The sequence below is a fragment of the Actinacidiphila sp. bgisy145 genome (assembly GCF_057708125.1).
Window position 1 is genome coordinate 17,331 of the sequence record NZ_JBYIRL010000009.1, and the last position, 19,574, is coordinate 36,904.

Here is a 19,574-nt window from a genome sequence, read left to right on the forward strand (position 1 = left end):
CGTCACTTGCTCTCCTCGGTACGGGCGGCTTCGGTGGCGGTGCCGGCCGCGCTGCTGACGGCGGGCCGGGCGGGCTCGGCAGGTGGGGCGGGCTCGGTACGGGCCGGGGCGATCGCCGGCTCCGAGCCGCCGAGCAGCAGGTAGAGCACGGCCATCCGGGTGCTGACGCCGTTGGCGACCTGCTCGACGGCGGTGCAGCGGGGCGAGTCGGCGACCTCGGCGGTGATCTCCATGCCGCGGTTCATCGGGCCGGGGTGCATGACGATCGCGTGCTCGGGCAGCGCCGCCATCCGCAGCCCGTCCAGGCCGTAGCGGCGGGCGTACTCGCGCTCGGTGGGGAAGAACGCGGCGTTCATCCGCTCGCGCTGGACCCGCAGCATCATCACCGCGTCGGACGTCGCGAGCACCGCGTCCAGGTCGTAGGAGACCGTGCAGGGCCAGGTCTCGACGCCGATCGGCAGCAGCGTCGGCGGCGCGACCAGGGTGACCTCGGCGCCCAGGGTGGTCAGCAGCTGCACGTTGGAGCGGGCGACCCGGCTGTGCAGCACATCGCCGACGACGGTGATCCGGCGGCCGTCGAGGCCGCGGCCGACGCCCGAGAGGTGGCGGCGCATGGTCAGCGCGTCCAGCAGGGCCTGGGTGGGGTGCTCGTGGGTGCCGTCGCCGGCGTTGACCACGGAGGCGTTGATCCAGCCGGAGGTGGCCAGCCGGTGCGGGGCGCCGGAGAAGTGGTGGCGGATGACGACCGCGTCGGCGCCCATCGCCTCCAGGGTGAGCGCGGTGTCCTTCAGCGACTCGCCCTTGGAGACCGAGGAGCCCTTGGCGGAGAAGTTGATGACGTCGGCCGACAGCCGTTTCGCGGCGGCCTCGAAGGAGATGCGGGTGCGGGTCGAGTCCTCGAAGAAGAGGTTCACGACGGTGCGGCCGCGCAGGGTGGGCAGCTTCTTGATCGGCCGGTCGGCGACGCGGGCCATCTCCTCGGCGGTGTCCAGGACGAGGATGGCGTCGTCGCGGGTGAGGTCCGCGGCCGAGATCAGGTGGCGCTTCATGCAGGGGGCTCCGGGGGCTGGGTGGCCGGGCGGGCGGGTGCGGTGGGGGTTCGCACCCGGGCGCGGTCGGCCGGGCGTGCGGGCTCGGTCGGTACGGGCAGGGGCGGGCGCGCGGGGCGGGGCGCGGCGTGCGGTCCGGCGGCGCGGCCGGGGCGTGCCGCAGCCGGGTGCGGCGGTGCGCTGCGGTGCGCTGCGGGCTCCGGCGCGGGCGGCGCCGCAGGCGGGTGCGGGCGCGGGCCGCCGTGCGAAGGGCGCTAGCCGTCCGCGGTGTGGCCCGCGCGCGGGCCCGGGTCCTTCTGGCCGAGCAGCACGCTGTCGCGGCCGTCCTCCTCCGCGAGCAGCACCTTGACCGTCTCGCGCAGCGAGGTGGGCAGGTTCTTGCCGACGTAGTCCGCGCGGATCGGCAGCTCGCGGTGGCCGCGGTCGACCAGCACCGCGAGCTGGACCGCGCGCGGGCGGCCGATGTCGCCGAGCGCGTCGAGGGCGGCGCGGATGGTGCGGCCGGAGAAGAGCACGTCGTCGACGAGGACCACCAGGCGGCCGTCGACGCCGTCGCCGGGGATGTCGGTGCGGGCGAGCGCGCGCGGCGGGTGCAGCCGCAGGTCGTCGCGGTACATCGTGATGTCGAGCGAGCCGACGGCGGCGGCGCGGCCGGTGATCTCGGCGAGCTTGTCGGCGAGCCGGCGGGCGAGGAAGACCCCGCGGGTGGGGATGCCGAGGAGCACCACGTCGTCGGCGCCCTTGGCGCGTTCGACGATCTCGTGGGCGATGCGGGTGAGCACCCGGGCGATGTCCGGGGCTTCGAGCACGGGGCGGGCGGTGCCGGCACTTTCGGCTCTGGCGCTGCCGCCGGGTGCCGTGCTCGTGGTGGTGCTGCGGTCGTCGACCATGGGTCGGGGACCTCCTTCCCCGCCTCACGGGACGGGCCTTAAAGGACGTCTGGAAGTACGTCCCCCACCGTACCAGGCGACCGGGACGGCCCAGGTCAGGGCCCGGTCGGACGCTTTCCGCTTGACGAGCCCGGATTACGCTGCGTAACCTCACAGTGAGTCACCGAGTTTCCGTCCGGGGAGCCATATGTCCAGCGATTACGCCAAACAGCTCGGAGCAAAACTCCGTGCCATCCGCACGCAGCAGGGCCTGTCCCTGCACGGCGTCGAGGAGAAGTCCCAGGGCCGCTGGAAGGCCGTGGTCGTGGGGTCGTACGAGCGCGGCGACCGCGCCGTGACCGTGCAGCGCCTCGCCGAGCTCGCCGACTTCTACGGCGTCCCGGTGCAGGAGCTGCTGCCCGGGACCACGCCCGGCGGTGCCGCCGAGCCGCCGCCGAAGCTGGTGCTCGACCTGGAGCGGCTGTCCCAGGTCCCGCCGGAGAAGGCCGGCCCCCTCCAGCGCTACGCGGCCACCATCCAGAGCCAGCGCGGCGACTACAACGGCAAGGTGCTGTCGATCCGCCAGGACGACCTGCGCACCCTCGCGGTCATCTACGACCAGTCGCCCTCGGTGCTGACCGAGCAGCTGATCTCGTGGGGCGTCCTCGACGCGGACGCCCGCCGAGCGGTGCAGCACGAGGAGAGCTGACCGTTCAAGCGGCATCGCCGTTGCAGAAACGTCCCCGCGCCCGGCGCGGCGCCCCTCACGGGCCGCCGCGCCGGGCGCGGGCGTTTCCGGCGGCTCCGCCCGGGCGGCTGGGCCTTTCCCGGCCGGGCGGAGCCGCCGTGTACTGACCGTCAGCTCCCGGCACTCGCCGCGCCTGCCGGGGCCGGGGCGTACCCGGCCGGGCGGGTGGTGAAGGTGCCGCGGCCCCGGGTACGGCTGCGCAGGCGCGTCGCGTAGCCGAACAGCTCGGCCAGCGGCACCGCGGCGGTGACCACGGAGGTGCCCGCGCGGGCGGTGGAGCCGGTGACCCGGCCGCGCCGGGCCGCGAGGTCGCCGAGCACACCGCCGACCGCGTCGTCCGGCACGGTCACCGTGACCTCGACCAGCGGCTCCAGCACCACCGCCGCCGAGGCCCGCAGCGCCGCCCGCAGCGCGAAGCGGCCCGCGGCACGGAAGGCCGTCTCGGAGGAGTCCTTGGGATGGGTCGCCCCGTCGGTGAGCGTGACCCGCACCCCCGTGACCGGGTGCCCGCCGACCGGGCCCTCGGCGAGCGCGTCGCGGCAGCCGTCTTCCACCGCGCGCACGTACTCCCGCGGCACCCGCCCGCCGACCACCGTCGAGACGAACACGAACCCCTCCTGCGTACCGTCCTGCTCTCCTTCCCCCTGCCCGGCGGCGGGCCGCAGCGGCTCGACGTCGAGCACGACATGGGCGAACTGCCCGGCGCCGCCGTCCTGTTTGACGTGCCGGTACACCACACCGGTCACCCCGCGGACGACCGTCTCCCGGTAGGCGACCTGCGGCCGGCCGACCGCGACCTCCAGCCCCTGGGCGCGGCGGATCTTCTCCACCGCCACCTCCAGGTGGAGTTCGCCCCTCCCCGACAGCACGGTCTGCCCGCTCTCCGGGTCGGTCCGCACCACCAGTGACGGGTCCTCCTCGACCAGCCGGGCCAGCGCCACCGCCAGCCGCCCGGTGTCGCCGCTGCGGCGTGCCTCGACCGCGACGGACACCACCGGCTCGGCCGCCGAGGGCGGTTCGAGCACCAGCGGGGCCGCCGGCGCGCACAGCGTCGCCCCGGCGCGCGCGGCCTTCACGCCGACGACGGCCACGATGTCGCCGGCCACCGCCTGCTCCGACTCGGTGTGCCGGTCGGCCCGCACCCGCAGGATGCGCCCGACCCGCTCGGTGCGTCCGGCGCCCGCGTCCAGCACCGCGTCCCCCTTCCGCAGCGTGCCCGAGTAGACCCGGAGGAACGTCAGCCGCCCGGTGGCGGTCGAGTTCACCTTGAACACCAGTCCCGCGAACGGCGCTTCGGGGTCGGCCGGGCGCTCCTCGGCGCCCTCCGGCCCGGCCGCGCTCCCCCGCCCGGCGGACGTGCCGCGCACCGGCGGTACGTCCAGCGGCGAGGGCAGGTAGGCCACGGCCGCGTCGAGCAGCGGCTCGATCCCGCGGTTGCGGTACGCCGAGCCGCACAGCACCACCACGGCCCCGCCCCCGCGGGTGAGGTCGCGCAGGGCCGCGGCGAGCGTCCCGTCCCGCAGCGCGGTGTGCGCGCAGAACTCCTCCAGCGCTTCCGGGTGCAGCTCCGCGACGGCCTCCTCCAGCAGCCGGCGCCGCCGCCGGGCCTCCACCAGCAGCCCGTCCGGTACCGCGCCCACGGCCATCCGTCCGGCGTCGTCCCAGGTCAGCGCGTTCATCGCGACCAGGTCCACCACGCCGGTGAAGCCGTCCTCGCGTCCGATCGGCAGCTGTACGGCCAGCGGTACCGGGTGCAGCCGCTGCCGGATCGACGCCACGGCCGTGTCCAGGTCGGCGCCGGCCCGGTCGAGCTTGTTGACGAACGCGATCCTCGGCACGCGGTGCCGGTCGGCCTGCCGCCACACCGACTCGCTCTGCGGCTCCACCCCGGCGACCGCGTCGAACACCGCGATTGCGCCGTCGAGCACCCGCAGGGAGCGTTCGACCTCGTCGGCGAAGTCGACGTGCCCGGGGGTGTCGATCAGGTTGATGCGGTGGCCGGCCCAGTCGCAACTGGCCGCGGCGGCGAAGATGGTGATGCCGCGGTCGCGTTCCTGCGGGTCGAAGTCGGTGACGGTGGTGCCGTCGTGCACCTCGCCGCGCCTGTGGGTGGCGCCGGTCAGGAAGAGGAACCGCTCGGTGACGGTGGTCTTCCCGGCGTCGACGTGGGCGAGGATGCCGAGGTTGCGTACGGCGGCGAGGGGGCCGGCGGGGCGGGGAAGAGGCGTACGCGGAACGGGGGTACGGAGAAGCGGGGTGCTGCGCATGGCCGTCGGGCCTTTCGGGACGGGTCCTGAACAGGGCAGCGCGATGCGCGGACGGCACGGCCGGGCCGGGTGGTGCCGGGGGTGGTGCGGACGTCGGGTGTACGGACGTCAGGCCGTCGTCGCGGACTTCCGGTGCCGGGCGCGCAGCGGGCACCGGGCGGAGGTGGACAGAAGCAGCACCTCGTGGCCGGCCTGGGGAACAGTGGCAGCAGTGCGGTGGCGCACGGCCTGCTCCCCTCTCGCGTCTCCAACGGCTCCTGGCGCGACCGACTGTAGGGCAGCGGTCGCGCCGACCGCACCGGGTTTTCCGGGCGCGGGAAACGCCGACGCCCCTCAGGGGTGCCGTCCTCACGTGGCGGACGGCACCCCGAGGGGCGTCGGGGAGCGGTGCGGGCGGCCCACCACCGGCAGGTGGTCCCGGAGCCGGCGGAAAGCACGGCCCCGGCGGGTCCGGTTACCGCTTCAGGGTGGGCTTCAGCTCCATCAGCCGGCCCAGCAGGCCGTTGACGAACGACGGCGACTCGTCCGTGGAGAACTCCTTGGCGAGCTGCACCGCCTCGTCGAGGACGACCGCGTCGGGCACGTCGTCCTCCCAGATCAGCTCGTAGGTGCCGAGCCGCAGCACGTTGCGGTCCACGGTCGGCATCCGGTCCAGCGTCCAGCCGACGGCGTACCCGGCGATCAGCTCGTCGATCCGCTCGGCGTGCGCGGTGTAGCCCTCGACGAGCTGCATCGTGTACGCGGTGACCGGCGGCTGCCGGTCGTCGGTCCGGGCGAGCCGAATCCAGTCCGCCATCACGACCGTGGGAGTCGCGCCCCGCTGCTCGGCCTCGAAGAGGATCTGGAACGCGCGCTTGCGGGCCTTGTTGCGGGCAGCCACGGTTAGCTGTTCACCCGGCCGAGGTAGTCGCCGGTGCGGGTGTCGACCTTGACCTTCTCACCGGTGGTGATGAAGAGCGGCACCGCGATCTCGTAGCCGGTCTCCAGACGGGCGGGCTTGGAGCCGCCGGTGGAGCGGTCGCCCTGCACACCGGGCTCGGTGTAGTCGATGACCAGCTCGACCGAGGCGGGCAGCTCGACGTAGAGCGCGGAGCCCTCGTACATCGCCACGACCGCGTCGAAGCCCTCGAGCAGGTAGTTCGCGGCGTCGCCGACCACCTCGGGGCTCACGATGATCTGGTCGTACGTCTCGGTGTCCATGAAGACGAAGTCGGCGCCGTCCTTGTAGGAGAACTGCATACCGCGCTTGTCGACGTTGGCCGTCTCGACCTTGAGGCCGGCGTTGAAGGTCTTGTCGACGACCTTGCCGGAGAGCACGTGCTTCAGCTTGGTGCGCACGAAGGCGGGGCCCTTGCCGGGCTTGACGTGCTGGAACTCGACTACGGTCCAGAGCTGGCCGCCCTCGAGCTTGAGCACGAGGCCGTTCTTGAGGTCGTTCGTGGTGGCCACGGTTGCGGAATCTCCTGAAAGTGCTGCTTCGGGACCGAGGACGTGCCGCCCGGCCCGACCACGGGGTGGTCACAGCGCGAGGAGTTCCTTGGTCGTGATGGTGAGTAGCTCGGGTCCGCCGTCCGCCGTGGGGCGTACGACGAGTGTGTCGCCGATGCGGACACCGCCGCGGCCCGGAAGGTGGACTCCCGGTTCGACGGTGACCGGCACGCAAGCGTCCAGTTTACCCACGGCCGCGGGTGACAACTGAGGGTCCTCGTCGATTTCCAGGCCGACACCGTGTCCGGTCCATGCCGCAAGGCCCTCCTCGTGGCCCGCCGCGCGCAGCGGGTCGCGGGTGGCGCGGTCCACGTCGCGGCAGGCCACACCGGGTGCGAGCACCTCGCGGCCGGCCCGCTGGGCGGCGAACACCAGGTCGTACAGCTCGATCTGCCACGAGGCGGGGGCGCTGCCGATCACGAAGGTGCGGCTCACCTCGCAGCGGTAGCCGTGGTAGCACGCGCCGAGCCGTACGGTGAGGAAGTCGCCCTCCTCCACGCGGCGGTCGGTCGGGACGTGGCGGGCTGCCCCCGAGTGCGGGCCGGTGCCGATGCACGTGGCGAAGGCCGGGCCGTCGGCGCCGTGGTCGACGAGGCGGCGCTCCAGTTCCAGCGCGAGGTGCCGTTCGGTGCGGCCGACCAGGATCGACTCCAGCAGTTCGCCCAGGGCCTGGTCGGTGATCTCCGCGGCGATGCGCAGGCTGGCGATCTCGTGCTCGTCCTTGATCAGGCGGAGCTGCTCGACGGCGCCGCCCAGGTCGGTGAGGTGCACCTGCGGCGCCACGGAGCGCAGGGCGCGGTGGCGGGTGACGGTGAGGTGGTGCTCCTCCACGGCGAGGCCGTCGGCGTGCTGCTGGCGGGCGAGGTCCGCGGCCGCGACGGCGGCGTCCGCCTCCGGCGAGGGGAGCACGACGTTGCGCAGGTCGTCCGTGGGCTGCGTGGTGTCGTCCGGTGGGGGGCGCAGGTGGACGAGGGTGTCGTCGGCGCCCGGGCCGACCAGGAGAGCCGCGCCGGGCGGGGCGCAGCCGGTCAGGTACCGCACGTTCGCGGGCAGCGTCACCAGCGCGGCGGCCGCGTCTGCCGCGGCGCAGCGCTCGCGCAGTCGTGCTCTGCGTACCGTATGCACCTCCGCCATGTCGCGAGCCTACGACGCGGTTCGCGGCTTGGCCTCCCCACGAGTCCCTCCGGGGGTAACAGGACCCCCCGCCCAGCCCCGCCCCTCCCCCGGGACCTTCTCTTGGGGGGCGGTCCCCGGCCCCCGCCGCGGGAGTTCCTGCTTGTCCCCCGGGTGCGCCTCGGGTGGGCGCTGCGGCTCCCCGCCGCGAGGGTTCCGATCCGCTCCCGGGTGCGCCTCGGTGGGCGCTGCGGCTCCCCGCCGCGAGGGTTTCTGCTTGGCCGCCGGGTGCCGGACGGTGGAGGGCTGGGCGCGCAGTTCCCCGCGCCCCTTGTTGCGGTTGCCCGCCGTCGCCGGGTACAGGCCGCACATGCCCAGGGGCGCGGGGAACTGCGCGCCCAGCCACAGCGCACCCGCACACAAGCACGCACCGCAACACGCACGGTGCCAGGGGCGCGGGGAACTGCGCGAACAACCACAGCGCACCCGCAGACAGGCACGCACCGTAAGGGGCCCGGGGGCAAGTGCGTGCCGGGAGGGGGGCCGTGTTACCAGATGGGGGGGCCTTGGAGGCTGCGGGTTACTACGCGGTCGAGGGCCGCGGAGGCCGCTTCGACGTCAAGGTGGGAGTTGTCGATGATGGGGAGGCCGGAGCCGTACCAGCCGGCCATGCGCCCGTGGATACGGGCGACCTCCTCGTCGGAGAGCCGGCGGTTGCCGGAGCGTTCGGCGTTGCGGGTGAGAACGATGTCGAGGCCGGGCAGGAGGACGACGGGCAGCAGCCCGGGCCCCACGTGCCGCTTCCAGCCGCCGAGTCCGACGGTGGGCCGGTCGGGGAAGACCGCGTCGTCGATGATGCAGGACACCCCGTTGGCGAGGAAGTTGCGCGCGGCGAAGCCGCAGGTGCGGCGGGCGAGGCGGTACTGCGCCTCGGAGTTCTCGTTCCACCCGGCCTGCGGGTCGGCGAAACCGGAGCGGACCCACTCCCGTACGTCGTCGAGGCTGATGTGGGCGGTGGGGACGCCCCGGTGGTCGGCCCAGTGCCGGGCGATCGTGGTCTTGCCCGCGCCGGCCGCGCCGATGAGCAGCACCGCTATGGGGCCGTGCGCGGCCCCGGGCAGCGAGCCGCCCGCGGGGGCGGTGGGCGCCTGCACGGGGGCGGGCGGCGGCATCGGAAAGTGACCGGTGCTGCCGGTCTGGCTCGGTGCGGGCGCAGGGCCCGGCGGGGGCGGGGGGCCCTGACCCGGGCCGGGCGGCTGGGGCGCCCCCACGGCGTGCTGCATGTCGGCCACTCCATCCCGTACCCGAGGTCTGTGCGGTTCGCTCTGTGTGACCACGGCGCGCCGCGCTTGAACGGTACCGTGCGCCCCGGCTCTCGCCCAACCACCCCTGCCCGCAAGGGAACCCTTCATGGGGCGGCACCCCTGGACGGGGGTGCCGCCCGGGCGGTCAGCCCGCCGCTTCCTCGGCCACCGCGCGCAGCGCCAGCCGGTAGGAACCGATGCCGAACCCGGCGACGACCCCGGAGGCGACCGCGGAGAGCACCGACGTGTGCCGGAACTCCTCCCGCGTGTGCGGGTTGGAGATGTGCACCTCGATCAGGGGCGCGGTGCGCTGCGCCGCGGCGTCGCGCATCGCGTACGAGTAGTGCGTGAACGCGCCCGGGTTGATGACGACGGGCACCTTGCCGTCGGCCGCTTCGTGCAGCCAGCCGATGAGTTCGGCCTCGTCGTTGGTCTCGCGGACCTCGACGTCCAGGCCGAGTTCCGCGCCGAGCTGCCGGCAGGTCTCGACGAGGCCGGCGTACGAGGTGGAGCCGTAGACGTCGGGCTCGCGGGAGCCGAGGCGGCCGAGGTTGGGGCCGTTGAGCACCAGCACGGGGCGGGCGGTCACGCGGTCACCTCACCGTAGGCGGCGAGCAGGACCGCGGGGTCGGGGCCCTCCAGGACGGTGGGCTTGGCCAGGCCGTCCAGGACGATGAAGCGCAGCAGGTCGCCGCGGGACTTCTTGTCGAGTTTCATGGTCTCCAGCAGCCGCGGCCACTGGTCGCCGCGGTAGGTCAGCGGCAGCCCGACGGAGCCGAGCACGGCGCGGTGCCGGTCGGCGGTCGCGTCGTCCAACCGCCCGGCCAGGCGGCCGAGTTCGGCGGCGAAGACCATGCCGACGGAGACCGCGGCGCCGTGCCGCCAGTTGTATCGCTCGTTCTTCTCGATGGCGTGGGCGAGGGTGTGGCCGTAGTTGAGGATCTCGCGCAGCCCGGACTCCTTCAGGTCCGCGGAGACCACCTCGGCCTTGACGCGGATGGCGCGCTCGACGAGTTCGGCGGTGTGCGGGCCGGCCGGGTCGCTCGCGGCCTGCGGGTCGGACTCCACCAGGTCGAGGATGGCCGGGTCGGCGATGAAGCCGGCCTTGATCACCTCGGCGAGGCCGCTGACGTAGTCGTTGCGCGGCAGCGAGGTCAGCGCGGACAGGTCGCACAGCACGCCGGCCGGCGGGTGGAAGGCGCCGACGAGGTTCTTGCCCTCGGCGGTGTTGATGCCGGTCTTGCCGCCCACGGCCGCGTCCACCATGCCGAGCACCGTGGTGGGCACCGCGATCCAGCGCACCCCGCGCAGCCAGGTCGCGGCGACGAACCCGGCGAGGTCGGTGGTGGCGCCGCCGCCGACGCCCACCACCACGTCGCTGCGGGTGAACCCGGTCTGGCCGAGCGCCTTCCAGCAGTACGCCGCGACCTCGGCGGTCTTGGCCTCCTCGGCGTTCGGCAGCTGGATCGCGACGGCCTGGTAGCCCTGCTCGGCCAGATCCTGCCGGATCGCCTCACCGGTGCCGGCGAGCGCCTCGGGGTGCAGCACCGCCACGCGCAGCGCCTTCGGTCCGATCAGCCCGGGCAGTTCGCCGAGCAGCTGGTGGCCGACCAGTACCTCGTACGGTTCGGTGCCGGCGGTGCCGCCGACCTGGATACGGGTGGGCGGTGTCGCGCCGCTCCACTCCTGGCCGGTCTCGCCGTTGCTGTCGCGCGCTTCGTCGTGACTCATGCGTCCTTCAGTTCCAGTGCGTCCAATACCGCCGCCGCCACCTCGTCGGTGCCGCGGTCCGCGGTGTCGACCACCGCGCGGGCCACCTCGGTGTACAGCGGGCGGCGCTGTTCCATCAGTTCGCGCCAGCGCTGCCGCGGGTTGATCGCGAGCAGCGGGCGGGGGGCGTCCAGGCCGACCCGTCGCACCGCGTCGTGCAGGCTGACGTCGAGGAAGACGACGGGCCGCCCGGCGAGCAGCGCGCGGGTGCCGTCGTCCATCACGGCGCCGCCGCCGAGGGAGAGCACCCCGTCGTGTTCGGAGAGCGCGGCGGCGACGGCGGCCCGCTCCAGCGCGCGGAAGTGCGGCTCCCCGTCGTCGACGAAGATGTCCGCGATCGGCTTGCCCGCGGCCTGGACGACGTCCTCGTCCGTGTCGCGGTAGGCGACGCCGAGCAGCGCGGCCACGGCGCGGCCGACGGTGGTCTTGCCCGCCCCGGGCGGGCCGACCAGCACGACGACGGGCGCGGTCACCGGATGGCCAGGTGGTCGAGGAAGTCCCGCACGTTGCGCCGGGTCTGCGCGACGGAGTCCCCGCCGAACTTCTCCGCGACGGCGTCGGCGAGCACCAGCGCGACCATCGCCTCGGCGACGATCCCGGCGGCGGGCACCGCGCACACGTCGGAGCGCTGGTGGTGGGCCTGCGCGGGCTCGCCGGTGACGACGTCCACGGTGGCCAGGGCGCGCGGCACCGTGGCGATCGGCTTCATCGCGGCGCGCACCCGCAGCACCTCGCCGGTGCTCATGCCGCCCTCGGTGCCGCCGGATCGGCCGCTGGCGCGGCGGATGCCGTCGGGGCCGGGCACGATCTCGTCGTGCGCCTTGGACCCGGGCACCCGGGCGAGGTCGAAGCCGTCGCCGACCTCGACGCCCTTGATGGCCTGGATGCCCATGAGCGCGCCGGCCAGGCGGGCGTCCAGCCGCCGGTCCCAGTGCACGTGGGAGCCGAGGCCGACCGGGGCGCCGTAGACCAGCACCTCGACGACGCCGCCGAGGGTGTCGCCGTCCTTGTGGGCCTGGTCGATCTCGGCGACCATCGCCTTGCTCGCGTCGGCGTCCAGGCAGCGCACCGGGTCGGCGTCCAGCCGCGCCTCGTCCGCGGGCACCGGCACGACCCCGTACGGGGCCTTCGCCGCGGCCAGTTCGACGACGTGGGAGACGATCTCGATGCCCGCGGTCTCCTTGAGGTAGGAGCGGGCGACGGCGCCGAGCGCGACCCGGGCCGCGGTCTCGCGGGCGCTGGCGCGCTCCAGCACCGGGCGGGCCTCGTCGAGGTCGTACTTCTGCATGCCGGCCAGGTCGGCGTGGCCGGGGCGGGGGCGGGTCAGCGGCGCGTTGCGGGCCAGGCCGGCCAGGATCTCCGGGTCGACCGGGTCGGCGGCCATCACCTGCTCCCACTTGGGCCACTCGGTGTTGCCGACCATGATCGCGACGGGGCTGCCCATGGTCCGGCCGTGCCGTACACCGCCGAGGAAGGTGACCTGGTCCTGCTCGAACTTCATCCGGGCGCCGCGGCCGTAGCCGAGCCGGCGCCGGGCCAGCGCGTCCGCCACCATCGCGGTGGTGACGGGCACCCCGGCGGGCAGTCCTTCCAGCGTCGCGACGAGTGCGGGTCCGTGCGACTCCCCCGCGGTCAGCCAGCGCAATCTGCTCAACGGTGCTCCCTGGAAAACGGCCGTGCCTGTGGGCCGATCCTCCCACGTTTCGTCCGCGGGTCAGGACGCCTGTCCGGGGAGCGGACCGCCGCGGGCGGCCAGCGCCGCCTCGCCCGCGGCCCGCATCGCGGCGAGCGGGGCGGGTGCGCGGCCGGTGTGCTGCTCGACCTGGAGGACGGCCTGGTGGACCAGCAGGTCCAGGCCGGAGGCGACCTGCCCGCCGCGGGCGGACCACGCGGCCGCCAGCGGCGTCGGCCACGGCTCGTAGAGCACGTCGAAGAGGGTGCCGGGGGCGGCCGGGACCGCGGCGGCCAGGTGGTCGGCGGCGCCCGCGGGGGTGGTGGCGATGACCAGTGGCGCGGCCAGCGCGTCGGCGGCGGCGCTCCAGTCGGCGGTGCGCACGTCCACCCCGAGCCGCTCGCCCCAGCGGATCATCTCCTTGGCGCGGGCCGGGCCGCGTACGTAGGCGGTGACCTCGCCGGTGCAGATCCGGGCGAGGGCGGCGAGCGCGGACGACGCGGTGGCGCCCGCGCCGAGCACGGCGGCCGACGGCACCGAGGTGACGCCGTGCTCGGCGAGCGCCGCGACCATGCCGGGGATGTCGGTGTTGTCGCCGTGCCGCCGCCCGTCGGCGCCGAACACGACGGTGTTGACCGCCTCCACCGAGGCGGCGGTGTCGCTGACCGCGTCGAGCAGCGGGATGACCGCGCGCTTGAGCGGCATCGTCAGCGACAGCCCGGCCCACTGCGCCGGGTCGAGGCCGGCCACGAAGCCGGGCAGCGCCACCTCGTCGACCTCGAAGCGGTCGTAGCGCCGCTCGGAAAGTCCCAGGGCGGCGTACGCGGCGCGGTGCAGCACCGGGGAGAGGGAGTGCGCGATCGGGGAACCGAGCACGGCGGCGCGCGGGGCGCCGTCGTGCGGCCGTGCGGTGCGGTCCAAGGAGAGTGCCCTGCTACTGGGAGTTGTACTGGTCGTAGAGCTTGTCGAACTGGGCCTTGGTCTGGGTGAAGTCGGTGGTCTTGCCGTCCAGCGAGATGAAGTACCACCAGTCACCGCTGTCCGGCGCCATCGCCGCCTTGAGGGCGTCGACGCCGGGGTTGCCGATCGGGCCGGGGGGCAGGCCCTGGTGCTTGTAGGTGTTGTAGGGGCTGTCCAGCGAGTTGACCTCGGCGGTCGAGATGTTCGTCTTGCTGGTGTTCTTGACGTAGTTGTACGTCGAGTCGAACTGCAGCAGCCCCTGCGTCTCCGGGTTGTTCGGCACCATCCGGTTGTAGACGACCTTGGCCATCTTCTTGAAGTCCTCGTCGGTCTTGCCCTCGGCCTGGACGAGGCTGGCGACCGTGACGAGTTCGAGCGGGTTCTTCAGGCCCTGCTTCTTCGCCTCCGCGGCCATGTCGAACTGGGCGTACTGCTTGGTCGCCTCGTCGATCATCTGCTTCAGCAGCACCTCGGGCTTCTCGCCCTTGGCGATGCTGTAGCGGGAGGGGAAGAGGAAGCCCTCCAGCGGGTCGGAGATGTCGGGGTCGGTGTCCGCCCAGGACGGCAGCCCGAGCTGCTTCGCCTGGGAGTGCGCGGTCTTCTCGGTGGTGCCCGCGGCCAGCTTCAGCTTGGCGTCGATGGCCGCGTAGATCTGCTTGTCGCGCATGCCCTCGGCGATGATCAGGGTGTTCTGCGACTTGGGGTCGAGCATCATCGTGACGGCCGCGGTACCGGACATCTGCTTGTGCAGGTCATAGACGCCGGCCTGGATGAAGTTGCCCTTGGGGTCCTTGTTCGCGGCCTTGGTGAAGGCGCCGACGCTCTTGACGACGCCGGCCTGCTTGAGGATGTTCCCCATGGTCGTCGTCGTGGAGCCGGCGGGGATGTTCACCTGGACGTCCCCGCTGCCGTTGCCCGAGAAGTCCGGCGGCGGGCCGAACCGGCTCTCGTACATGTTGTAGCCGACGTAGCCGACTCCGCCGACACCGCCGACCAGGACGGCGAGCACCACCACGCAGGCGCAGCCGCTGCGGCGCTTCTTGGTGGGCTGGCCCTGGGTACGGCCGGACCTGCGGCCGCCGGACCGGTTCTGCTCGGGCGCGTGCCGGTCGTCGTCGTCCTCGTCGTCGCGGTGGTCGGCGAAGAAGGCGTGGTCGCGCGGGTCGTCCGCGGTGTCGGCGTCCCAGTCGGTCTCGGCCGGGGCGGTACGGGCGGCGGGCTGCGCCGGTTGGCCCGGCCGGCCGGCGCCGCCCTGCTGCGGTTGAGGCTGCTGGGGCTGTTGTTGCTGCTGGTGGGGCTGCTCGGGCTGCTGCTGGGGCTGTCCCTGGTACGGGGCCTGCTGCGGGTAGCCCTGCTGCTGGGGCTGCTGCGGCTGTTGCTGCGGCTGGCCGTAGTAGCCGGGCTGCGGCTGCTGCTGCCCGTACGGGTCCTGGGCCGGGTGGCCGCCGTACGGGTCCTGGACGTAGCCGTCGGCCTGGCCGGGTTGGTAGGAGCCGGTGTCGTAGCCCTCGTACGCGTCGTAGCCGTCGTACCCGGTCTGCTGCGGGTAGCCGTGCTGGACGTGCCCCTGCTGCGGGTACTGCTGCTGCGGCGGCTGCTGGTACTGCTGCTGGTCGTACTGCTGCGGGTAGCCGCCCTGCTGGGGCTGCTGCGGGTACTGCTGGTGCTGCTGACCGGTGGCGTACGGGTCCTGCCAGTCGCCCTGCTGCGGGAAGTGCTGGGGCTGCTGCTGGGGGTACCCCTGGTCGTACACGTCGCCGAAGAGGGGGTCCTCGGGGTGCCACGGTTCTGAGCCGGAACCCCGGCCGTAGTCAGTCATCGGCATCCATCAGTCGGTCTTCCTGCTCGCACCCACTGCGGAGGACCGGTGCCCGGTCGTCCGCCACGGCTGCTCGGGCGTAGGCCCTCGGTCCCGTCGGTACGCGGTCGGCATCAGGTCCACCGACCTTGCGAAACGGGCGGCGCCCGAAGGCACCGCCGTGTCGCGCGGAACGTTACCGTATCGCGATCAGATGACCACTTCGACGTTCTCGCCCGGAGGGATGCCGGACACCCGCTCGGCTTCCAGGGCGCTTTGCAGGATAACGACAGCCGCCGCCTGGTCGACCACGGAGCGTCCCTTTTTCGCCCGGACACCCGACGCGCGCAGTCCCTGGGTCGCCGTGACGGTGCTCATCCGCTCGTCCACGAGGCGGACCGGCACCGGCGCGATGATTTTCGCCACAGCGAACGCAAAGGCGCGGACCTTGACGGCGGCCGGGCCTTCTGTTCCGTTCAGCGAGGTGGGCAGGCCGACGACGACCTCGATCGGTTCGTACTCGCCGACGAGGGCCGCCAGCCGGCGCTGCGCGGCGGGCACGTCGCGGCCGGGCACGGTCTCCACGGGGGTGGCGAGGATGCCGTCGGGGTCGCAGGAGGCCACGCCGATCCGGGCGTCGCCGACGTCCACGGCGAGCCGGCGGCCGCGCCTGATCCCGCCGGAGCCGCCAGTGCCGCCCGCACCGCCGGTGCCGCCGCCCGCCGAGCCGCCCGGACCGCCCGGCCCACCCGTACCGTCTGCGGAGCCCCCGCTGCCCGGGCCGTCCGCGCCGAAGGCGCCGGGCCGCGCCGCGCCCCGGCCCGCGGCGGAGCGCCGGGCCCGCGGCCGCTCCCGGCCGCGCTCCGCGCCCCGCCGCCGCTCGGTCATGTCACGCCTTCTCGCCGACGAGCCGCCGCACGGCCTCGATCGCCTCGGGCACCGCGGCCGGGTTCTGGCCGCCGCCCTGGGCGACGTCGTCCTTGCCGCCGCCCCCGCCGCCGAGCGTCTTGGCCGCGGTGCGGACCAGCTCGCCGGCCTTCAGGCCGCGGTCGCGCCCGGCGTCATTGGTCGCGATGACCGTCAGCGGGCGGCCGCCCGCCACGGTGAAGAGCGCGACGACCGCGGGCCGGCCGCCGCCGATCCGCTGCCGCACGTCGAGCACCAGCTTGCGCAGGTCGTCCGCGCCGGTGCCGTCCGGCACCGTGCCGGTGACCAGGGCGACGCCCTTGACGTCCTCGGCGCCGGCGGCGAGCCCGGCCGCGGCCTGGAGCACCTTCTCGGCGCGGAAGCGCTCGATCTCCTTCTCGGCGTCCTTGAGCTTGGCGAGCATCCCCGAGATCCGGTCGGGCAGCTCCTCCGGGCGGCCCTTGACCAGTTCGGTGAGCTGGGCGACCACGGTGTGCTCGCGGGCCAGGAAGTTGTACGCGTCGACGCCGACCAGCGCCTCGACACGGCGCACCCCGGAGCCGATCGAGGACTCGCCGAGCAGCTTGACCAGGCCGAGTTGGGCGGTGTTGCCCACATGGGTGCCGCCGCACAGCTCCTTGGAGAAGTCGCCGATGGTCACCACGCGGACGTGCTCACCGTACTTCTCGCCGAACTCCGCGATGGCGCCCTGCCGTTTGGCCTCCGCGATGGGCATCACCTCGGCGGTGACGTCGAGTTCGCGGGCCAGCACTTCGTTGATCTTCTGCTCGACGTCGGAGAGCACGGTGCCGGGCACCGCCGCCGGGGAGCCGAAGTCGAAGCGGAAGCGGCCGGGCGAGTTCTCCGATCCGGCCTGGGCCGCGGTGGGGCCGAGTGCGTCGCGCAGCGCCTGGTGGGTGAGGTGGGTGGCGCTGTGCGCGCGGGCGATGGCGCGGCGCCGGGTCAGGTCGATCTGGGCGTGGGCGGCGGCGCCCACGGTGACCTCGCCGACCTGGACGACGCCCTTGTGCACGCTGACGCCGGGCACCGGGCGCTGCACGTCGCGGACCTCGATGACGGCGCCGCTGTCCAGCCGGATGCGGCCGGTGTCGGCGAGCTGGCCGCCGCCCTCGGCGTAGAAGGGGGTGCGGTCGAGGACGACCTCGACCTCGTCGCCCTCGGTGGCGGCGGGCGAGGGCACGCCGTCGACCAGCAGCCCGACGACGGTGGCCTCGCCGTGGTCGAGGACGTAGCCGGTGAACTCGGTGGCGCCGGAGCGGTCGGCGACCTCGCGGTAGGCCGACAGGTCCGCGTGGCCGGTCTTCTTCTTCTGCGCGTCGGCCTTGGCCCGGTCGCGCTGCTCCTTCATCAGCCGGCGGAAGCCGTCCTCGTCGACGCTCAGACCCTGTTCGGAGGCCATCTCCAGGGTGAGGTCGATCGGGAAGCCCCAGGTGTCGTGGAGCAGGAACGCCTGCTCGCCGGGGAGCACCCGGCCGCCGGCGGCCTTGGTCTCGGTGACCGCGGTGTCGAGGATGTTGGTGCCGGCCGAGAGGGTCTTGAGGAAGCGGGACTCCTCGGCGAGGGCGACGGACTCGATCCGCTTGCGGTCGGTGATCAGCTCCGGGTACTGCTCGCCCATGGTGCCGATGACGACGTCCACCAGCTCGGCGACGACCGGGCGGTCCGCGCCCAGCATCCGCATGTTGCGGATGGCGCGGCGCATGATGCGGCGCAGGACGTAGCCGCGGCCCTCGTTGCCGGGGGTGACGCCGTCGCCGATGAGCATGACGGCGGTGCGCATGTGGTCCGCGACGACCCGCAGCGACACGTCGGACGCGTCGGCGGCGCCGTAGTGCACGCCGGTCAGCGCGGTGGCGGTGTCGATGACCACGCGCAGGGTGTCGGTCTCGTACATGTTGTGCACGCCCTGGAGGATCATCGCAAGGCGTTCGAGGCCGAGGCCGGTGTCGATGTTCTGGGCGGGCAGGTCGCCGAGGATCTGGAAGCCGTCCTTGCCCTGGCCCGGGCCGCGCTCGTACTGCATGAAGACCAGGTTCCAGATCTCCACGTAGCGCTCGTCATTGACCGCGGGGCCGCCCTCCTCGCCGAACTCGGGGCCGCGGTCGTAGTTGATCTCGGAGCAGGGGCCGCAGGGGCCGGGCACGCCCATGGACCAGAAGTTGGGGCCCATGCCGAGGCGTTGGATGCGCTCGGCGGGCACGCCGACGACGTCGCGCCAGATCCGCTCGGCCTCGTCGTCCTTCTCGTAGACGGTGATCCACAGCTTCTCCGGCTCCAGGCCGAAGCCGCCGTCGGCCTGCGAGCTGGTCAGCAGCTCCCAGGCGTACTTGATGGCGCCTTCCTTGAAGTAGTCGCCGAAGGAGAAGTTGCCGCACATCTGGAAGAACGTGCCGTGCCGGGTGGTCTTGCCGACCTCTTCGATGTCCGGGGTGCGCACGCACTTCTGCACACTGGTCGCGCGGTCGAAGGGCGGCTTGACCTCGCCGAGGAAGTACGGCTTGAAGGGGACCATGCCGGCCGGGACGAGCAGCAGCGTCGGGTCGTCCGCGATGAGGGAGGCCGACGGCACCACGGTGTGCCCGCGCTCCTCGAAGAAGCGCAGCCAGCGGCGGCGGATTTCTGCCGACTCCATCAGTGTTCGTCCTTCCGGTTCTTGTGCTTGCGGTCCCCGCGCCCGGCCCGGGTGGGCAGGGCGGAGCCGCTGTCCGCGGTGGTCCCGGGCTGGGTGGCGCGCGGTGCGGGCAGCGGCTGGGGTGCGTCGGGGGCGCTCTGGGTACGCAGGCCCAGGGCGTCGTGCAGTTCGGTCTCGCGCTGGGCCATGCCGACCCGTACGTCCTGGGCGAACAGCCGCAGCCGCGCGCCGGTCTCCAGCGCGCGGTCCGCGGCGGTCACCGCGAGGCTGTCGGGGTTGAGGCGGCGCACCGCGCGTCCCACCTTGACGGTGGCCCACGCGCCGGTGGCGGCGCCGGTGAAGAACCAGAACAGACGGCGGAACATGGCCTCAGTCCTTAGTGCGGCGGTCGCGGCGGTCCCGGCGCGAGGTGGGCAGCACCCGGCCGGTGAGGGTACGGGCCCGGGCCTTGCCGGAGTCGCCGGCCTGCATGCCGACCGCGCGCCGCACGCCGTAGCCGAAGGCGGCGACCTTCACCAGCGGTCCGCCGAACGTCGAGGCCACCGTGGAGGACAGCGCGGACGCGTTGGCGGTCACCTCGGCGACGTCGGAGGTGATGGTGTCGACCCGGTCCAGCTGGGTGTTCGCGTTGCGCAGCGCGTCCGAGGCCTCACCGAGCAGCGGTACGGCCTGTTCGGTGACGCTGGCGACCAACTCCGTGGTGCGGCGCAGGGTCTGCGCGAGCCGGGCGAGGGCCACGGCCAGGAACGAGACGAGGATCGCCCAGAACACGGCGACGATGAGGCCCGCCACCTCTCCACCGGACACGCTGCCGCACCCCTCTTGCTCCCACCCGACCACGAACACAGGCGAGCTTATCGCGCTCCGCGGGCCGGACCCTCCAGGCTGCCCCGTCCGGTCGGCCCCGGGACCGGCTGCCGGTGGTGGGCGTGCCGCGCAGTTCCCCGCGCCCCTTGGAACCCTCAGCGCGGGGAACT

The 19,574-nt window shown here is 73.7% G+C and carries 18 protein-coding genes; 1 reads left to right on the forward strand and 17 read right to left on the reverse strand.

Features of this window, described 5'->3' with window-relative positions:
* Positions 1 to 2 precede the first annotated feature (2 nt).
* Together AC3ERT_RS10115 and pyrR are read right to left on the reverse strand one after the other, a co-directional pair.
* A complete protein-coding gene (locus AC3ERT_RS10115) occupies positions 3 to 1,049 on the reverse strand; it encodes an aspartate carbamoyltransferase catalytic subunit (protein WP_335975882.1) in 1,047 nt (348 codons plus the stop codon).
* A 254-nt stretch (positions 1,050 to 1,303) separates the two neighbouring features.
* Positions 1,304 to 1,939, reverse strand: a complete 636-nt coding sequence (gene pyrR / locus AC3ERT_RS10120; RefSeq protein WP_335975878.1) for a bifunctional pyr operon transcriptional regulator/uracil phosphoribosyltransferase PyrR — start codon at positions 1,937 to 1,939, stop codon at positions 1,304 to 1,306.
* A 187-nt stretch (positions 1,940 to 2,126) separates the two neighbouring features.
* Here pyrR and bldD point away from each other — a divergent pair, with 187 nt between their 5' ends.
* Positions 2,127 to 2,627, forward strand: a complete 501-nt coding sequence (bldD, locus tag AC3ERT_RS10125; RefSeq protein WP_335975875.1) for a transcriptional regulator BldD — start codon at positions 2,127 to 2,129, stop codon at positions 2,625 to 2,627.
* Between the two features lie 149 nt (positions 2,628 to 2,776).
* Here bldD and fusA read toward each other — a convergent pair whose 3' ends face one another.
* The 15 genes from fusA to AC3ERT_RS10200 form a co-directional block, all read right to left on the reverse strand.
* On the reverse strand, positions 2,777 to 4,933 hold the full coding sequence (gene fusA, locus AC3ERT_RS10130) for an elongation factor G (RefSeq protein ID WP_435173695.1): 2,157 nt from the start codon (positions 4,931 to 4,933) through the stop codon (positions 2,777 to 2,779).
* Between the two features lie 454 nt (positions 4,934 to 5,387).
* The gene (nusB, locus tag AC3ERT_RS10135; RefSeq protein WP_335975867.1) at positions 5,388 to 5,813 is read right to left on the reverse strand and encodes a transcription antitermination factor NusB; all 426 of its coding nucleotides are present in this window, start codon (positions 5,811 to 5,813) and stop codon (positions 5,388 to 5,390) included.
* A 2-nt stretch (positions 5,814 to 5,815) separates the two neighbouring features.
* Positions 5,816 to 6,382, reverse strand: a complete 567-nt coding sequence (efp, locus tag AC3ERT_RS10140) for an elongation factor P (RefSeq protein ID WP_335975862.1) — start codon at positions 6,380 to 6,382, stop codon at positions 5,816 to 5,818.
* 69 nt (positions 6,383 to 6,451) lie between these two features.
* On the reverse strand, positions 6,452 to 7,555 hold the full coding sequence (locus tag AC3ERT_RS10145; protein WP_335975856.1) for an aminopeptidase P family protein: 1,104 nt from the start codon (positions 7,553 to 7,555) through the stop codon (positions 6,452 to 6,454).
* Between the two features lie 527 nt (positions 7,556 to 8,082).
* Complete coding sequence (locus AC3ERT_RS10150) at positions 8,083 to 8,817, reverse strand: AAA family ATPase (RefSeq protein WP_335975853.1); 735 nt, start codon at positions 8,815 to 8,817, stop codon at positions 8,083 to 8,085.
* A gap of 166 nt (positions 8,818 to 8,983) precedes the next feature.
* Positions 8,984 to 9,427: a type II 3-dehydroquinate dehydratase gene (gene aroQ, locus AC3ERT_RS10155; RefSeq protein WP_335975850.1), complete on the reverse strand. Its 444-nt coding sequence runs from the start codon at positions 9,425 to 9,427 to the stop codon at positions 8,984 to 8,986.
* Complete coding sequence (gene aroB, locus AC3ERT_RS10160) at positions 9,424 to 10,569, reverse strand: 3-dehydroquinate synthase (protein ID WP_435173697.1); 1,146 nt, start codon at positions 10,567 to 10,569, stop codon at positions 9,424 to 9,426. Before aroB ends, aroQ begins: the two co-directional genes overlap by 4 nt.
* Positions 10,566 to 11,081 carry a shikimate kinase gene (locus tag AC3ERT_RS10165; RefSeq protein WP_335975842.1) on the reverse strand — a complete coding sequence of 172 codons (516 nt, stop codon included), beginning with the start codon at positions 11,079 to 11,081 and terminating at the stop codon, positions 10,566 to 10,568. The genes aroB and AC3ERT_RS10165 overlap by 4 nt, the downstream gene beginning before the upstream one ends.
* Positions 11,078 to 12,262 (reverse strand): chorismate synthase, encoded by a 1,185-nt coding sequence (aroC, locus tag AC3ERT_RS10170; protein WP_335975837.1) that lies wholly within the window; start codon positions 12,260 to 12,262, stop codon positions 11,078 to 11,080. Before aroC ends, AC3ERT_RS10165 begins: the two co-directional genes overlap by 4 nt.
* A 60-nt stretch (positions 12,263 to 12,322) precedes the next feature.
* The gene (locus AC3ERT_RS10175; protein ID WP_435173699.1) at positions 12,323 to 13,201 is read right to left on the reverse strand and encodes a shikimate dehydrogenase; all 879 of its coding nucleotides are present in this window, start codon (positions 13,199 to 13,201) and stop codon (positions 12,323 to 12,325) included.
* A gap of 13 nt (positions 13,202 to 13,214) precedes the next feature.
* Complete coding sequence (mltG, locus tag AC3ERT_RS10180; RefSeq protein ID WP_435173701.1) at positions 13,215 to 15,059, reverse strand: endolytic transglycosylase MltG; 1,845 nt, start codon at positions 15,057 to 15,059, stop codon at positions 13,215 to 13,217.
* 189 nt (positions 15,060 to 15,248) lie between these two features.
* Positions 15,249 to 15,713, reverse strand: a complete 465-nt coding sequence (ruvX, locus tag AC3ERT_RS10185; protein ID WP_335976266.1) for a Holliday junction resolvase RuvX — start codon at positions 15,711 to 15,713, stop codon at positions 15,249 to 15,251.
* A 214-nt stretch (positions 15,714 to 15,927) separates the two neighbouring features.
* A complete protein-coding gene (gene alaS, locus AC3ERT_RS10190; RefSeq protein WP_435128156.1) occupies positions 15,928 to 18,597 on the reverse strand; it encodes an alanine--tRNA ligase in 2,670 nt (889 codons plus the stop codon).
* Entirely contained in the window at positions 18,597 to 18,962 is a 366-nt protein-coding gene (locus AC3ERT_RS10195; protein WP_435173703.1) for a DUF6167 family protein, read from the reverse strand. Before AC3ERT_RS10195 ends, alaS begins: the two co-directional genes overlap by 1 nt.
* A gap of 4 nt (positions 18,963 to 18,966) precedes the next feature.
* Complete coding sequence (locus tag AC3ERT_RS10200; protein WP_335975818.1) at positions 18,967 to 19,404, reverse strand: DUF948 domain-containing protein; 438 nt, start codon at positions 19,402 to 19,404, stop codon at positions 18,967 to 18,969.
* Positions 19,405 to 19,574: the final 170 nt, after the last annotated feature.

Bases quoted from the DNA above. Each gene is read 5' to 3' on its own strand.
- AC3ERT_RS10115 (WP_335975882.1), bottom strand. From the start codon at position 1,049: ATGAAGCGCCACCTGATCTCGGCCGCGGACCTCACCCGCGACGACGCC.
- pyrR (WP_335975878.1), bottom strand. From the start codon at position 1,939: ATGGTCGACGACCGCAGCACCACCACGAGCACGGCACCCGGCGGCAGC.
- bldD (WP_335975875.1), top strand. From the start codon at position 2,127: ATGTCCAGCGATTACGCCAAACAGCTCGGAGCAAAACTCCGTGCCATC.
- fusA (WP_435173695.1), bottom strand. From the start codon at position 4,933: ATGCGCAGCACCCCGCTTCTCCGTACCCCCGTTCCGCGTACGCCTCTT.
- AC3ERT_RS10145 (WP_335975856.1), bottom strand. From the start codon at position 7,555: ATGGCGGAGGTGCATACGGTACGCAGAGCACGACTGCGCGAGCGCTGC.
- AC3ERT_RS10150 (WP_335975853.1), bottom strand. From the start codon at position 8,817: ATGCAGCACGCCGTGGGGGCGCCCCAGCCGCCCGGCCCGGGTCAGGGC.
- aroB (WP_435173697.1), bottom strand. From the start codon at position 10,569: ATGAGTCACGACGAAGCGCGCGACAGCAACGGCGAGACCGGCCAGGAG.
- mltG (WP_435173701.1), bottom strand. From the start codon at position 15,059: ATGACTGACTACGGCCGGGGTTCCGGCTCAGAACCGTGGCACCCCGAG.
- alaS (WP_435128156.1), bottom strand. From the start codon at position 18,597: ATGGAGTCGGCAGAAATCCGCCGCCGCTGGCTGCGCTTCTTCGAGGAG.
- AC3ERT_RS10195 (WP_435173703.1), bottom strand. From the start codon at position 18,962: ATGTTCCGCCGTCTGTTCTGGTTCTTCACCGGCGCCGCCACCGGCGCG.